Here is a 17,326-nt window from a genome sequence, read left to right as displayed (position 1 = left end):
TGTGGTGATAGATACTATGGACCTTTATTGTTAAGCGCGTTATAGCGGAAATTTGCTTTAATTTTCGTAAATATGCAACTTTTTGTGATTTGACGTGTTTAGTATATGAGGAGCATTGTGATTTTGGCTGTTTTGCGTGTGAAATGGCATGTCATAGAATGCGAGAGCATGATTGATAGAGTCACTGACAGAATGGCGTGTCCGTTCTGTTGTACATAGACGCTGTATCTTGATTTGATGCCGGGATGCGGCGATATGCAAGACCATTTTATAAAATTGCAAAAAAGCATGGGAAACCGGTGGAGTCTTCACGTAACGAAGACGACAGAAGAAACCTGAAGAAACAGAGCGATCGCCTGAAAGCTTTCTGAAAGAAAGCTGCTTCGGAAGCATACGCTATGAACAAATTTTCACCTTGGAAGAGGGGATCAAAAAAATTTGTGAGTAACAGCGATCGGAAGGTTCGTCTGTTGGCGGAGTGGTGTATGTGAGAACTCCATCGTTGATCCATGCGACAACTTAGGCGGCAGTCAGGGTCTTGATGCGTGACAACGAAGGGGAGAGGATCACGATGGGATTGTTTGGAGACGATTTTTATTCAACCAAAGTATCAAGACGCGCCGAACCTGAACAGAAAGGCAAACTTCAGATCATCCGCCCTGGAGGCAGAGCACGTGGACGTGACCGCTGGAGTAATCCGCGCAGATCGCGAACGGGAATCAGTTCCACAGTGAAGGTAGCTGTGATTAGCTCGGTGATCAGCTCCATCGTGACCGTCATGCTGTTTAGCTTCATCACACAGCCCGCTTCGTTACCGCTGGCTAATGCTACAGGTAATGGTGGTGGAGGCGGTGCACAGACAGCTGATCCATACGACCGGATTATCCAGGCAGCAGCCCATGTTCGTCCTTCCGTGGTGAGCATTGTGAACCATAAAACGGGTAGCAGTCTATCGATGGAAGATTCGGCGCTGGGCTCAGGGGTCATTTTCAAGAAGGAAGATGGCAAGGCTTATATTATGACCAACCACCACGTTGTGGAGGGTGCGAGTGATCTGGAGATTGTGACCGTAGATGGGGAGACACATAAAGCGAAGCTGGTCGGTAAAGACCGTGTAAGTGACATTGCGGTATTATCCGCAGAAGATAAAGGGCTAGGTGCAGTCGCGGAGATTGGTGATTCCAGCAAACTTCAGCGGGGTCAAACGGTGTTGGCAATCGGGAACCCGCTTGGTCTGGGCGGTACGCTGACATCCGGTATTGTCAGTTACACGGATCGTATTCTACCTGTATCAATTAATCAGGACGGGGTGTACGACTGGGAGCAAAACGTGATCCAGACGGATGCGGCGATTAATGAAGGCAATAGCGGCGGTGCTTTGGTGGATTTGAACGGCAAAGTGGTTGGCATCAACACGATGAAGATCTCGGATACGGGCGTTGAGGGTCTCGGCTTCGCCATTCCGATGAACGAAGTGATGAAAACGGTAGATTCCCTGCTACTGAACGGCAAAGTATCTCGTCCATACCTGGGCGTGTACACGGTAGATCTGAGCAACCCTTATGCACCACTGGATGACGAGCAGCGTAAGGATCTGAAGCTGCCATCTCATGTGGACAGCGGTGTGGTTGTGCTGGAAGCATCCGGTCCGGCATCTGATGCGGGCATGAAGCTGAATGATGTCATTACGGAATTCGACGGGCAAAAAATTACCTCCACGCTCGATCTGCGGAAATATCTGTACGATCAGAAGAAGATTGGGGATACAATTGAAGTGACCTTCTACCGGGATGGCAAAGCTGAGAAAGTATCGGTGAAGTTGACGGATAAACCGGAGTAAAGGGAGCCTAACGAGCCCATACTGTTGCACGGATTGAAATAGGGAATGCTAGAAGAGTGATCAGATCAACTGACCACTCTTTTTTAGTTATTATGAGTGGACGTGTTCATTCGACAGTAAATGAGTAGATCAACCATTTTATGTTCCCATGATCAGTTAGACCCGGAGCCAAAGGAGCAGATACATACGACTTGGGCTATGGTAAACTGTTGTCAATATGTTTGGAGACGGTCGCTGATGCAATAACATCTGTTTGTCGATCTGATTTTATTTCAGAATGGAAGGGGTATTTCTAATGAAACATTTGAAGAAAAAGATGCTTGGGGGAACGAGCTTGGCGCTGTCCCTGTTCATGCTGTCTGCCTGTGGGTCTGAGGTAGCTACGACAGGAGCATCTGTAGATACAAGTGCTCTGCAAGAGAAGATTGCAGGGCTTGAGAAGAAACTGGTGGAGCAGGGAGCCAAGAGCGTTGAGCAGGAGCAAAAGATCGCAGCACTTGAGACCAAGTTGAATGAGTTGAGTACAAATGTGATTGCGGTAGGTGAGGCTGGTGGTCAAACGCCTGTAACATCGGGAAACAACGGATCGGCCGGGAAAGGCGATGGGGTGCTGATTACCTTTGCCCAGTATGAGAAGCTTGAGGTTGGCATGTCGGTGGAAGATGTCATCGAGATCCTTGGCGGCGAAGGTGAAGCACTGAGTGAAGCGGAGAATATGGTGGTTTACAACTATAAAGGCACAGCCGGCAATGGTGCCAATGCCGTTATTGCTTTTCAAGGCGGGAAGCTGTTAACGAAGGCGCAGTCGGGATTGAAGTAAAATTAGTATTGGACATGAAGAGTCTGAATCTTTGGAATAAGGCGTATTACAGGGTTAGGGGAAGTTAAGTGGGGGCCAATTAGAAAATTCTGGTTGGTTTTTTTATTGTTTTTATAATGTTTGTGAGTAGCGGAAAAGTTATTAGAAGTAGATTTTTTGAATAAATAACTTGACATTCACAGTTAGTTGTAACTATAATCATTACATCATATAAGTTGTAACAATAATTGTTACATATAATGATTTGAAGGGGGATTATCATACTAAAATAATGTTAGTCGAAGCAATTGTACAACCAGACTATAGGACGGAATAAATAATCAACGAATTGGCTGCTAGATGCATTGATATGGATGAATGGCAGCGACATAAAGAGAGGAAGATCAATTAAATGTTTACTAAAAAATCATCAATGGGCGTTATGCTCGTTCTATGTTTCATGTTAATTCTGAGTGCTTGTGCGGGTACAGCAAGTAAAACCGAAAATACGGAAGACTCTTCATCCAATGCTGCTAGTGCTGGAAATACAAAGAGCGAGGAAACAAACACACCAGCGGTGGAGCTGAAAGTGACTACCTATAATCCTGGGGAAAACAGCATTTTTGGCGTTTCATCAAATCTGATTGAAGGTCCAACTGAAGTCGTGCTCGTTGATGCGCAGTTCCAAAAGAATGATGCCGAGCAATTGGTCAAAATGATTAAAGATACGGGTAAAAAACTGACCACCGTATATATCAGCCACAAGGACCCGGACTATTACTTCGGTCTATCGGTAATCCGTGAGGCGTTCCCTGATGCAAAAATCGTTGCGACTCCAGCAACGGTGGAAGGAATCAAGGAAACAATTCAAGTGAAGAATGAGTATTGGAATCCGATTCTGAAAGAAAATGCACCAACTGCACAGATTGTTCCGGACGTACTTGACGGTGCTCAATTGACTGTAGATGGGGAAACCGTAGAGATTATCGGTCTAGATGGTTCCGATCCATCCCATACGTTCCTGTGGATTCCTTCCATTAAGACTGTTCTTGGTGGTGTTCCTGTCTACGAAAATTCGCATGTCTGGATTGCAGATAACCAAACGCCAGAGAGCCGTGACTACTGGCGCCAATTGCTAGACCAAATTATTGCATTGAATCCAGAGCGAGTGATTCCAGGTCATTACCTGGGTACCAGTGCCGGGGATATATCGAGTGTTACATTCACTCGTGATTATATTGCTAAGTTCGAAGCAGAGGCAGAGACAGCCAAAGATTCTAAAGAACTGATTGCAGCCATGGAAAAAGCATATCCGGACTTTACGAATACAGGCGATCTGGAGACGAGCGCTCAGGTAATTAAAGGCGAAATTTCTTGGCCTTAAGTTGAACGATGGACTTCTAGAAACGGTATAAGTAAAAGGCAAACATCCTTATCCTGTTATGTGGGAGGGATGTTTTTGCTGTCATTAGGCGTGTAGGGGTTTCTTTTCGGCGGCAGGTGTGATAGAACTGAGAAGTGGCTATCCTGTAATGGGATACGCGGTTGTGAATCGGGAACATAGCTGGTTACAGAAAGGATGCTTAACGGATGTACGTTGTATGCAAAGAACACGTGGACATTGCCATTGACATGTTTGTCGATGAGTATGAGGACGCTCCAGATATCGTTGATCTGAAGGAGACGGAATTTGCCGATTGGGACCCGCCTGCGAAGTGCGCAGAGTGCGAACAGCATGCGGAATTTCTCGTCGTTTAGCGTACTGTAGGACTTAGACGGCTGGAGGCGTGACTTAATGTGGCGCTTCAGGCTGACTTTCCATCCGGTATGAACATCACAGCAAGAAGCCAAGGAGAGCGTGATGAGCGCTCTTTTTGTCTTTGTGTGGGGAATTGGTGGTGGTTGTTAGGCAGCGTGGAGATGGGTGGGGACGTAGGGGTTAACGTGGGAGTAGGCGAGGGTAGGGGAAGATTAAGGTAGGTGTAGGTGCCGAGTTCCGATTTGGGAAGGAGCTCAGTTGTAGTAAAGGTGCAAGTTGTAGGTAATAGAAATGGAAGCCCGAGCATGGGGGAAAGTGACGTTGGGTAACAGCGATGTGGGTAGGGACGTAGGTGTGGACCGGTGAAGTTGCTATAACGAACCGGAGACGTCTTAATTGGGGCAAACACAGCCTGGTTGAAATCTAACGAATCGTAGACACGTTAGATTGCTGAAATGGCCTCGAAAGTGGTGGGGAGTGCTCGGTGGGTGCGGAATAGCGTGTTTCAGATTCGTTAGATTTTAAAGTAGCCGAAATGGGGCTGAATAAGGTGTGTGGGATTCGTTAGAATTTGGAGAAATGTGTAGTATAGGTATAATACAGTTGGAACAAACGATGCGATGAAGCATCTTACTTATAGAATATCTCGCAAGACAATTTAGGAGGAATGAATTTCATGTTTATTCAGATTATTGGCGTAGGCAAATTGAAGGAAAAATATTTAACGCTGGGCATTCAGGAATATGCCAAGCGTCTCGCCCCGTACATCAAGTTTCAGATGATCGAGGTCGCAGACGAAAAGGCGCCCGATACCCTGAGCGAAGCTGAGGTTCGGGCGGTAAAAGAGCGCGAGGGCGAACGCATCCTCGCGCATGTGAAGAGCGAGGCGCACGTGGTCGCGCTCGCTTTGGATGGCCAGCTCTGGAGTTCAGAGGAGCTGGCAATGGAGATCGACAAGCTCGGCACGTATGGGACGAGCCATGTCGTGTTTGTCATCGGAGGAAGCCACGGGCTCTCCGATGAGGTATTGCGCCGCGCGAAGCAGCGCTTGAGCTTCGGGCGCATGACCCTGCCGCATCAGCTTATGCGGCTGGTGCTGGTGGAGCAGATTTATCGCGCAGTGAAGATAAATCGGGGGGAACCGTACCATAAATAGAGCGAAATTTACTAAGGGAGACCTCTTGAATTTTAATGAGCAGTAAATAGTAGTGAATGATAAGTAATAAAGAAGTAAATATATAATTAATTTAGGGGCATCCGGTAGGGTGCCTTAAAATGTGATGATTTTTTCTGTTTACGGATATTGTGCCTGGCTTTGACTTTAAAGACGTAAATGTTGAGCATATAATAATTTATATATTTTTGGCAGTCAACCCCAATAGTTTATTCTCTGATAACAAGTAGCTTATTTCATTCTTATGATACTTCTCGTTCGACCTTTTTATTTCTTGAGAACCAAATAATAAATCAAATTTCAATTTGTTTAACAACTACATCAGCATTAAATGAGGCAAATTCGAAATAAGGTACACCAACAGTAAATTCGCCAAACTAAAAATGGACAAAGCCATTCCCCAAAAGATATATGGGGGTAGTTATACATATAACAAGAGTGTGCATTTAGAGAAAAGTGATGAATCTAAAGAAACTTCATGGGCGGCTAGCATGGTGTGGGGAAAATTGCATCGAATGCCGCTTCCGATCTTCATTTAATGCATTTTGTGAATTGTGACAAGTAAGGGACCTTAAAGCCGCCTGGAAAAGGTGTTTTTTACTTTAAAATATACATATTGAAAGCCGGGAGGTTTTTTCGTTATGAGATCTATGCTCGCCTGTTTCATAGCCCGGCTTGGTTGTCGATTTGCTATATGTCCATAGGATCATTTACTTTTTACGAAACCATAAATAGGAGATATGCACTACTAATTTGTTTAATTTTTTCACAAAATCCATATTTAAAGATAGATTTTAGAGGTATTTTCAAAAACAATTCATTATAATGAAATAATAAGATACGTTATAGGGATATCGATTTAAATACATTTGATTTTGAAAATCATAAAGGGAGTAAATTTTATGAGTTTAGGAGCATTGACTGATTCATTAGAATCTATATCTCCAGAAGCAGCAAGAGAATTCGGACTAATGAACCAATTATTCTTTCAAGATAAGGGCAGTGCTGCGGTTAAAGCAAGAACCTTCTTAGAGTTAGTTATTAACAAGGTGCTGGAATTGGAGAAGGACAATATTAATATGCCATCCATAGTATATGCAAAACTTGTAGATAAGATTAGTTATCTCGTGGCAGAAGGATTTGTAGGACAAGATATTCAGCTGGCAATGAACTCCGTCAGAAAGATTGGCAATAAGGCAGCACATGATGGTTCAGATATTACCTACCCTGATGTGTTTTCCGCACACAAAAATGCTCACAGTGTTGGTGTATGGTTCTTAGAGCTATATTCGAAACAGTACTTTGAAGCTCCTAAATATGAAGAACCTAAGCCTCAATCTGATTTGAATGCCTCGGAAATAAAATCGATGGTTAAATCGTATCTGAAAGAGAATGGGCTCATACGAGACCAGAAAACCGAACCTACCGATAAAGAAATAAACCAAGAAGAGATTTCTATTCTAAATAAAGATCTTCCTAAGGGAGAGAGCTATTTAATCCGGGAGTTAAAGCGCCTTCAGGAGTCTTCGAAAGAAGCTGTAGAATCAGCAGGATCCTTCTCTTATTACAAAGACTATCTTCATGTAAAGCGCGGACCACAAGCACAAGTAGAGAAAATGCTAGAGCGAAAACTTGATCAGCAGGGTTCCAATTTATTATTTATTTGCGGAAGTGTAGGCGATGGAAAATCCCATCTGCTTGCTTACTTGCGCTCGCATCGTCCTGAGCTGATCAAAGAGTATACGATTATCAACGATGCAACCGAAAGTTATTCTCCAGAAATGAATGCGATGGAGACCTTGGTGAAGGCACTTGAAGGATTTAAAGATCAGAATTTGAGTACATCCAATCAAAAAGTGATACTAGCCATTAATATGGGTGTTCTTCATAATTTTTTATATGATCCAAATAATGCTGAGTTTAAAGAACTAGCTTCTTTTATAGAAAACAGTAAATTATTCACACCAGAGTTGACACCTTACTTTACCTCTGAACATTTCGATTTGGTGAGCTTTGGAGACTACCATCCTTATGAGCTGACTGCAGAAGGCCCAACTTCTGATTTTTACAGTGAATTTATGAATAAGATTTTTATGAAATCTGAGAAGAATCCTTTCTATCTGGCACACCAGGAGGATCTAGAATCAAGTGTTTATACCATCGCTCACTATAATTATGAGCTTTTACAGAATGAACAAATACAGAAATCGATATTAGAGCTGGTTATTGAGATCATCATTAAGTATAAATTAGTCATTTCGGCACGTACTTACTTGAATTTTATAGTTGATATTATTATGCCGGATCATCCGATGAGCATCGTGAAAATGGATGAATATGATGTACTGGACAATATGACACCTAACTTATTATTCAATCGGGAAGATCGTTCGGTTCTATTGAAATGGTTCCATAAGATTAGTCCTCTTAATCGGATCCGTTCTAAGGAGATTGACGAGTTAATTGTGGCACTTCATTCCCTACATAATAAGCAGGAAGTGATTAAAGAATATATCCATGATGATGTTGCTAATCACTGGTTCCTGAAATTTTGGGAAGGAAATGAACAGGTTGATCACCATGCGTTTAATAAAATCTCTGATGCAATTATCCTGACTGCCCATTTACAAAATAAGGACTTCTTTGACAAGACTAGAGATCAGGATTATAAGTTATATACTCATAGACTTTACGGGTTTAATGCAAAAGATATGGATTCGATTCGTGAAATTTACAATGAAACTAAAAGTGTAATCTATCAGTGGAAAGGAACACCTAAGGAAGAATATATCTATATTAGTCCTGTTCATGAGAAGTACAGATTGGCACAGCGAATGAAGTTAAGCCCAAATATTAAACATATAGAAATGCAGATCGGCGAAAAACTGGAGATCTTTAAGGATCGGATCAATATCGCTTTTGAAATTGGCGGCTCGGTTCATCTTTTAGAGATTGACTACACTCTTTTCCATCTGTTCAGAAGAGTGTTGGATGGTTACCGGCCTAATAGACAAGATGAAGAGGAAATGGTTCACTTTATTGAATTTATTGAAAAATTAATGCGTAGCGGAGAAAAGAAAGATCAGCTTCTAATTCACTATATTACTGATAATAAAATTTTCTACTTGAGCAAAGACGAATTTTCTGGATATTCATTTACCGGAGGGAACATGTAATGCCGATCTTAAAAACGGAAGAGATAAATCGTAACCTGACCAAAAAGAAACCACCCTCACACAATGAAGGTGAGATAAAAAAAGTACTTCCCTTTGCTACAACTAAGAAATATGTGAAGGGTAGTTTTCAGCCGCTTCTGGGAGATTATGTTCGTAATATTACGAAGATTAAAACAAAAAAACAAAAAACGAGTTCACTGGATGCTCTTGGAGTAGATCCCTTTATTCATAGAATTGCAGAAAGTATTAATCCGGAGGATCACCTTCAGCACGAACTTGAAAACTTTCTGCAACATTATTTATATGGGGAAAAGGGTGATATTAAATTAATACATCCTTATATATATAATTACCTGCAGGGGTCTGATTCTGACAATTTATTTCGTAAAGTAGCAAAATGTGCTTCTGATGTATTAGTTAATAATGATCAGCGGATCGCGAATATATTTAAAGATACAGAAACAGAGGATGTATTATCTGAGCTAATCATTGGGGCTCTAAATCGATCAACGGATGGAAGTTTTTCAGAAACTATTTATCAATGTAAGTTGGAATTTTTGAATAATTTGTACTGTGAAGATCTTATTTACATAAGCGGTCATCACGAATACTTTATCAAATCACTACCTACTTTGACTCACTTTTATTTATTTACCTATATATGCCAGTTAATGCTGAAGTTTGAGCAGTTCGATAAAGGTGATTACACCGCGTCCACGCCTCTTTACTATGCGCTTGATTGGGAAGGGGTTATTTCTAAACGAAGAAAGGCAGCTAGTGATGTGGATGGATTCAAAAGAATTAAACAGAGATCTCCGTTTTTGTTTCCTCATATTCATACCATGTCGCAGTTAAGTACGTTCCATGGAAATACAAACGATAGTTTTTTTACTTATCCTGAACTCATAGAATATTTCAGTGGCTCTGAAAAAGAGCAGGAGTATTTGAGTGATGTGAACAATTGGATCGAGCAATATAGAGGGATTTTTGGTGAGAGAGTCACTCCTAAAGAGCAGGCAGGAGATCTTAAAACGGCATTTCGTGTACTGTTCGAAAGTATTAAAGAAGGTATGAATGAAGGAGCACGCATCGGTTATGGCAACAGTATTGAGCATTTCGGATCGGAGTTTTTAAGAACAAGAGGAAGCAGCGGAACGATTTTAATGCTAAATCATGAAATGCTGCTCTTGCTGACTGCCGTCTCTGTTAAGGATAAGCGTATACCTATTAATCAATTGTTTAGTGAATATGAGAAAAGAGGCGTAGCCTTAGATCGGCATTCCAAGAAGGTTGTTCTGGAAACGTTAGATAATTTGAACTTCATTGATAAAAAAAGTGATAGCGGGGATGCGCAATATGTCAAACCAATTCTATAACTATGTATCTAATCTATTGATTAGTTTTTTTAGTGATATAAACATTCAACCCGGGCAGCGATATTTTCTTCAATTAGAAAATGAAGAGGAAGTCCTTACTTTAGCTGAGTCACTCCGTGACCAATGGATCAGTACGCCGTTTGTATATCAACATAACCAAGGTTCAGCTTATCATTCTTTTAGTATAGATATAAATAATGTGAATTTAGTGATTGCTTATACATCCGATGAAGTTAATCCGGACTTTTTGGTAACGCTGAGAAACCAGGTCGGAGAGCAGAAGGGAATCTGGAAAGATACTGCATTACTAAGTATTGTATTTAAACAGTTAGATTCCATTCAAGGGGGAAGTACAGATTTACAAAAAGAAGGTATGCCCTTACACCCTAAAACATTTGAGGCAGGATTGCAGGAGAAGATCGATAGCAGTGTATTAGATAAGGTAGATCAGACCATCCTTTCAGAGAGAAAGAAGCAGATTTCGTCTGAATCCAGCTTTCAGCAAATTACTTTTTTTGATTTCGAAGAAATATTTACGGCTCTCTCCAAAGGGAAAATAGACCCTGGCGAATACAAGGATTTCGGGTTATTCGAAGACCCAGATCTGGGCACATACAGTAAAAAAGAAATGCAAGAAAGAATATCTAGGAACCGTGAACTGTTTGAGTTTGTCCGTCATATTCATGATTTAGGTTTGGAGAGTGAGGAATTAGAGAAGAAGCTCTCGACCAGCGTTGCTCCAAAACTGAGAAATGTAGAGGAATGGACCAATACTCCTTATACGGATGTAAAGAAAGCATATGAAGAAGCTCAGAAGTCAGGAAAACAAACCGTTGAGCTTAAGCAGATTGATCTAAAAGATCAGCTTTATATGTGGAATAAGCCTAACAAGCAGACAGCTGCTGGAGAGAGAAAACGGCATGTGGTTATCTTCAATCCGGATAAAAAAGCAGAAATTAATTTATCCTTTTCCTTTTTAGTGGAAGGAGAAAGCAGAAGCCTGCAGTCCAACCAGTTCAAAGTAATTACAACAGAAGCGAAAGTCAATTCTCAAGTAGCTAGAACAAACGTTAGCCTCCAATGCAGTTTATCGAACCCGACTCAGCCTACATTTATTAGGATCACTTATAAACATAACGGAAAAGCGAATTTAGGTTGTGAATTACAGATAGTTGTCCTTCCTCTTTCAGTTCAACAGTGCTCGTTTCTGGAGATTGATTATTTCGTCGATACGAAGAACCGGGCGATCAATATTCTGACGGACCAGGAAACCTATCTACTTGGAACAGAAGGTTATCCGAAAAGGGAAGTAGAGATCAATGCAGTAGGTCAGCAAATTCATATTAATAATGATGATTTACTAGAGATTTCATTAAATAGTGACCTGTTTAATGAGCAGAACCAATTACCGCTGCAGCTTCATTTTGTTTCTCAGGAAGTTACTGTCCCTGTTCAATTTATAATCGAGGACAAGAGCAATGTCCCTATTACTGCATTCCGCCTTTGGAAACGTAAAAGAGAGGAAAAATTAATCTTTCATAGAGAGGGTAGCAAGTTAAGGGTTGGAAGCTCTGTATTTTATGGAAGTAATGAATTTATAAAATATCTTGAATGGGAAGAGCAGTGGAAGGAAAAAGGATTAAAGAGTGCGGTTTTAGAATCCGACCAGCTGCATCCAGTAGATCTGGATCTTAATCCAAAATTATTAGATGCCTATAATCGCTTGATCAATTCGTATGTGACACATAAAACGACTCCAAGCTTAAGCTATATGAACGATGAAATTGATGAACGTGCAAGAGAATACATCAATGAATATATCAAGGGAATTAACTCTTTTGAAGAGGGGAGACCGGCAGGCAAAAGAGGAAGAGATCTTTTTAAATTAGGTGTTATCCACCATAATGAAGATGTATTGTTTACCCCATATCACCCATTAAATATTGCTTATCAGCTGCAGTTAGGGCAAGATGTTCAGGATGAACAAGTAGATGATCGTATTCTTGAGAGACTTCGGCCAGAAAGTTTGTTGCCATTTATATATGAGAATAAAAGAGAAGAATGTCTTTATAAATCCGATACTATTACTGACGCTTATGAGTGGGTCATCTATAAAAACATTAATAAAGTCAGTGTAACAGACGCCAATAAATACTTATCAAGCATTGTCATGCATAAACTCAAACAATTTGAAGAGCATTTCTCTTATCTGTTCAGCGATCAGATTAAAGCACCATACAAGATTAATCTGATTAACATTGAGAACGACCATGAAGTTGTAAAAGGAATGCTGCAGTGGTTTATGGAGACCATCAAGAAAAAGGGAGTAGACCATCTTCGTCGACTTCACATTAACCTTTACCGGGAGTATAGTTTGGAAACAGAGTTTGATCAGTTATCCGTTTTAAATACGGCAGAAGAAATATTCGCGTACTTCGGTATTACATGGAAGCACGAAGAAATCGATTCAAGCCATATTCTTAGATTGATCCGGAATTCCATTTGGTACTACAAGAAATATATAGAACCTGCGAAAGATTTAGATTACGCACATATCACATTTTATAGAATGAATATGAAAGAAAGTTATGCTGTTCAACCTATGAATGAGATGCCTGCCGGAATCGCGCTCAATGGTATATACTCTTACCTGCCATCATTCAAATATGAAGAGAACTATCGTTCAGGTTTTGGTACGAAATATTATGTTAATAATCAGGATTCCAACTCATTAATTGATCTTAGTATGGGGTTGAATGAACTTGCGGCTAATCTGAAAAATGATGGAAACGATTCTTTCCATAAAGGAGAGGCCATTACTTCAAGAACTACAACGGCAGATGAACAATTCTTACAAAAGATATTTAATGCATCTCATTGGGTTACCTTTGTGGATTCGCATTTAGATCTTAACTATTTCAATCAGTTAGATGAGAATTTATTTGTTATTCACTATAGTGATCAGTACTCTTCTTCCAATGGATATGATGCAATTACAGTGACCAATAAATCTAATCATTATCTTTCCGTCATTAGTGAGTATCTCGGGTCTCATCAACTAAGTGTTGGAGAAGACAAAGCGATCGATATTATAAAAGCCTTTAACACATTTAATGGTGAATGGCTTCTAAGAATTATAGGAAGTAAAGGGCATTATTCCCGTGAGAAATTCAGTATTATATCCGCTATCAAATTTGCTCTTGCTTATTTCGATCATTCGGATATTTGCTGGGTTCCAATTTCGTTAGAAGAAATTCTAAGGGTCGCAGGCAGTTCAAACCTGAGTAAATCAGACGGAACATTTACGGCCAAGAACTTAGGGGTAAAAGGCGTTCATAGTGATGATATGTTATTGATGGGTATTGAAGAGAGAGAGCAGAAGCTGCTTATTCATTTCTATCCTGTAGAAGTCAAAATAGGCATAAACAGTAATGGTGTTATGGATAAAGCCGCTATTCAGGTTCTGAAAACGAAGAAGATCTTCCAAGATGCACTCAGCAATCCGGAGAAACCGTTCACTTCAAAATTCTATCGGTACTTCTTTGCTCAATTATTTATTGTAAATGCAGCAAAACTTCACTCCAGTGATTTCTGGCCTGAAAAGAACTTTGATATGCCTGATCATATTATTGAGAGGCTAATTCATGATCAAATTGAAATAAGCTTCGATATTGATCGTATAATTGGCGCAGGTGCTGTAATTTCGTTTCAGAAAGATGCTTATCATCGTTCTACCGAATTTACAGATCAGGTGACCTATCTTAATTTAACGGAGTCTGATGGGTTGTATGGTTTGGTCAAATCGATGGAGGAAATGTATGAATGGATGCAGCATAGAGACAACGATTTGACTAAAGATAGTTTACTATCACATCGTTATAATATGAAATCTGATGTTCCTAGCGTTCATTATGCTTCTAGTCCGTCTGTGCCTAGCTATGCCAGCATTTCTAATGGGTTTATGCAGGAAACTGCAGCTGCTGGGGAAAGTTCAAAGTTGAGTTCAGATTTGATCAGTAGTGAGGCAGAAAGTCTCGTAGAAGATAGGAAAAAACCGCTTAAGGAAGAGAAAGTGCAAGAAGAGCCAGTAGAAATAAAGGAGTCTCCTGAACCTGTAGAAATTGAGAAGGAAACGGTTAAACAGAATGACACTCCAACTCATATTGAAAAGGATCAAGAAAATAGTGATACTGCAAATGAGAAAGAACGAAATATAAGGGTTCTTCTTGGTACTGCGGAGAATAGCACAAGAAAAATATACTGGGAGTATGATCATTCTGGTCTGGCTAACAGACATTTGCTCATCTCAGGTAAATCCGGGCAGGGTAAAACCTATTTTATGCAGTGTCTGCTGCTGGAGTTATCTAAACAAGGTATCTCGAGTATTGTTATTGATTATACAGAAGGCTTCTTACCAAATCAGCTTGAACCCGAGTTTGTAGGATTTCTGGGCTCCAAGCTTAATCAAAGAGTTGTATACAATCAAAAAGTGCCTATTAATCCGTTTAAAAGAAACATAAGAGATATAGGCGGGATTACACTCCCTGAATCGGATACCGATATTGCTGAGAGAATTAAGAGTGTGTTTGCTTCCGTTTATAAATCACTTGGAATCCAGCAGTTAAATGCTATTTATGAAGCGGTATTGAAAGGGCTTGAACGCTCTCAGGACGGGATGGATCTTAATCTGATGAGGGAGATGCTGGAGGAGGATACTGGAAGTGCCTCAAAAACAGCATTGTCACAAATCAGGCCTTTCATCGACCGGCAAGTATTTATAAATGACCAGAACTTTTCCTGGAGTGATATGATTGACAACAATGGTTCGGTCAATATCATTCAATTAACCGGTTATCCAAATGATGTACAGCGTATTATTACCGAATTTATTTTATGGGATTTATGGAATTACCTATTGAGAAACGGAAATAAAATTAAGCCTGTACCGTTAATTTTGGATGAAGCACAAAATTTGGACCACCGGGAGCAATCTCCGTCTGCTAAAATCTTGACAGAAGGTCGTAAATTTGGCTGGTCAGGCTGGTTTGCAACCCAGTTTTTAAAATCCCAGTTAGATGCTGATGAATTAGCGAGAATGCAAAACTCAGCACAAAAGATATACTTTGCTCAAACGGATCAAGAGGTATCCTTTGTAGCAAGTTCATTAGCTACGGAATCAAGTAAACGTAAGCAGTGGGAAGAAAGATTAAATAACCTCCGTAAAGGTCAATGTATTGTACAGGGACCACAATTGATGGATCGTGGTGAACTGACCCCTCCGACGGAAACGGTTGTGAATATTACTCCATTGCAGAATAGGCTTTAATACAAAAGGGCAAATCCAAATTAAAATGTACCCTATAAGATGGACACTTTAAAAAAGGTCATCTTGTAGGGTCTTTTTGTGTACAATGAATAAAAAAACGAGCGGTGGTCAAGCGAATGTCAAAAAAACACTTTACAACTCAAGAGCAAGATCAGTTAAGAAGAAATCCCTATGTGAAAAATGTCAGTGCTAAAGCTATTACGTACACGGATGCGTTCAAAGAACGATTTATTCAAGAATACAGTCAAGGTACGCTTCCCCGTGAGATTTTTCAGGAAGCAGGCTTTCCCCTTGACGTCTTGGGTGCTACCCGGATTCGAAAGGCTTCCAATCGATGGCGTATGGCTTTTCAAGAACAAGGACCTACTGGATTAACTGACGGTAGAAAACACGCCTCAGGCCGTCCGCTGACCCGTGAATTAAGTCTTGAAGAAAAATATGCCCGTTTGGAAGCGAAAATGAAATGGCTTGAAGCGGAGAATGAATTCTTAAAAAAGCTCGATCAACTCGAAAGGCAGATGAGAAAAAAGACATCCAACTAAGTACGCGGCAAAAATTCGAACTGATTCAACAGATGATGCATACATACCCTTTCCAACGCAAGGTGCATGTTCTTTGTGAAATTGCTGGAGTTTCACGTTCGGGCTATTACCAATATTGTAGCAAAGATGCTCGGTTACATCGTCAAAATCAGGAACAAGACGATCAGAAAGTAAAAGCAATCGTTCTGAAAGCCTACCATTACCGTGGAAGAAAGAAAGGTGCCCGTCAAATCAAAATGACGCTGGAGCTCCACTATGGAGTCACATACAATCTCAAGCGAATTCGTCGTGTCATGCAAAAGTACAACATCGTTTGTCCGATTCGCAAAGCGAATCCCGCACGTCGTATGGCCAAGGCCACCCAAGAGCATCGAACCTGTCCTAACACGTTAAATCGAGCTTTTAAGCAAGGGATTGCAGGTAAGGTACTATTAACAGACATCACGTATTTAACGTATGGGAAAAATAAGCGAGCCTACCTATCGACCATTAAAGATGCTGAAAGTAATGAGATTTTAGCTTATGAAGTCTCTGCTTCACTCGGTTTGGACATTGCGATGGAGACGTTGAAACAACTCAAAAAGCATCGTCATCTCACCTCGAATGCGTTGATTCATTCGGATCAAGGATTTCACTATACGAACCCAAAGTTTCAAAAGCTTGTGAAGAACATGGGGCTAGGTCAATCCATGTCGCGTCGAGGAAACTGTTGGGACAATGCTCCACAAGAATCCTTCTTTGGGCATTTTAAAGATGAAACGAATTTCAAAACATGTATGACCCTGGAAGAGGTTAAGCAAGAAGTGAAAAGCTACATGATCTATTACAATCATTATCGAGGTCAATGGAACTTAAACAAGCTGCCGCCTGCGCGATACAGACAGCAGCTTGAAGCAGCCTAACCTTTTTTAATTTGTCCTTTACAAGGGGTACATTTTAAATTTGGATTGCCCTTTTTCTTAATTCATTGTTAATATTGCAAGTTTTAAGTCGTCAAGCGAGTTTTTTTCCTGTTGTATTTGTTCCAATATTCGAAGTCCTTTTTCAATCTGGTTTAAGATTACATTATTGATTTCTTCGGAACTTAATACTTTTCTAGCTTGGTTAATGATAATGTGTGAGTACATGTTATATTCATCCACATTGAAGAAGTCAGGGATTTCCCATCTGTTTCCGTCACTTTGTCTGATGATATCAATATTTCGCTGTGAGGAGAGGCCTTTAGCTAATGCGAGTTTCATTATAAATGGCCGGTCAGTGGAAAGGGCATCGGCAAAGTAATCGAGCAGTATTTTTCCTTCATAACTAAGATGCTTTCTTTTAAAACCTGCCAT

The 17,326-nt window shown here is 40.5% G+C and carries 10 protein-coding genes; 9 read left to right on the top strand and 1 reads right to left on the bottom strand.

The features are described 5' to 3' along the window. The first annotated feature begins 571 nt into the window (after positions 1 to 571). The 9 genes from MKY92_RS30230 (at position 572) to MKY92_RS30190 (ending at position 16,894) form a co-directional block, all read left to right on the top strand. Positions 572 to 1,840, top strand: coding sequence for a trypsin-like peptidase domain-containing protein (locus MKY92_RS30230; protein ID WP_339298688.1), 1,269 nt, complete (start codon positions 572 to 574; stop codon positions 1,838 to 1,840). 295 nt (positions 1,841 to 2,135) lie between these two features. Beyond that, positions 2,136 to 2,660 (top strand): hypothetical protein, encoded by a 525-nt coding sequence (locus MKY92_RS30225; protein WP_339298687.1) that lies wholly within the window; start codon positions 2,136 to 2,138, stop codon positions 2,658 to 2,660. 391 nt (positions 2,661 to 3,051) lie between these two features. Further along, positions 3,052 to 4,023, top strand: a complete 972-nt coding sequence (locus MKY92_RS30220) for an MBL fold metallo-hydrolase (RefSeq protein WP_339298686.1) — start codon at positions 3,052 to 3,054, stop codon at positions 4,021 to 4,023. A gap of 206 nt (positions 4,024 to 4,229) precedes the next feature. Continuing rightward, positions 4,230 to 4,397, top strand: coding sequence for a CxxH/CxxC protein (locus tag MKY92_RS30215; RefSeq protein WP_017691462.1), 168 nt, complete (start codon positions 4,230 to 4,232; stop codon positions 4,395 to 4,397). Between the two features lie 677 nt (positions 4,398 to 5,074). After that, the gene (rlmH, locus tag MKY92_RS30210) at positions 5,075 to 5,554 is read left to right on the top strand and encodes a 23S rRNA (pseudouridine(1915)-N(3))-methyltransferase RlmH (protein WP_339298685.1); all 480 of its coding nucleotides are present in this window, start codon (positions 5,075 to 5,077) and stop codon (positions 5,552 to 5,554) included. 920 nt (positions 5,555 to 6,474) lie between these two features. Then, on the top strand, positions 6,475 to 8,748 hold the full coding sequence (dptF, locus tag MKY92_RS30205; protein ID WP_339298684.1) for a DNA phosphorothioation-dependent restriction protein DptF: 2,274 nt from the start codon (positions 6,475 to 6,477) through the stop codon (positions 8,746 to 8,748). Continuing rightward, a complete protein-coding gene (dptG, locus tag MKY92_RS30200; protein ID WP_339298683.1) occupies positions 8,748 to 10,124 on the top strand; it encodes a DNA phosphorothioation-dependent restriction protein DptG in 1,377 nt (458 codons plus the stop codon). Before dptF ends, dptG begins: the two co-directional genes overlap by 1 nt. Continuing rightward, on the top strand, positions 10,072 to 15,450 hold the full coding sequence (gene dptH / locus MKY92_RS30195; protein WP_339298682.1) for a DNA phosphorothioation-dependent restriction protein DptH: 5,379 nt from the start codon (positions 10,072 to 10,074) through the stop codon (positions 15,448 to 15,450). Before dptG ends, dptH begins: the two co-directional genes overlap by 53 nt. Before the next feature lie 116 nt (positions 15,451 to 15,566). Then, a protein-coding gene (locus MKY92_RS30190) for an IS3 family transposase (RefSeq protein WP_260411030.1) occupies positions 15,567 to 16,894 on the top strand; the annotation gives its coding sequence in 2 pieces (ribosomal slippage) (positions 15,567 to 15,936 and positions 15,936 to 16,894; 1,329 coding nt in all). 57 nt (positions 16,895 to 16,951) lie between these two features. Here MKY92_RS30190 and MKY92_RS30185 read toward each other — a convergent pair. Next, positions 16,952 to 17,326 (bottom strand): hypothetical protein, encoded by a 375-nt coding sequence (locus MKY92_RS30185; RefSeq protein ID WP_339298681.1) that lies wholly within the window; start codon positions 17,324 to 17,326, stop codon positions 16,952 to 16,954.

Source organism: Paenibacillus sp. FSL R5-0623 (assembly GCF_037974265.1).
GTDB lineage: Bacteria > Bacillota > Bacilli > Paenibacillales > Paenibacillaceae > Paenibacillus.
This window is presented reverse-complemented; position numbering and strand designations above follow the sequence as displayed.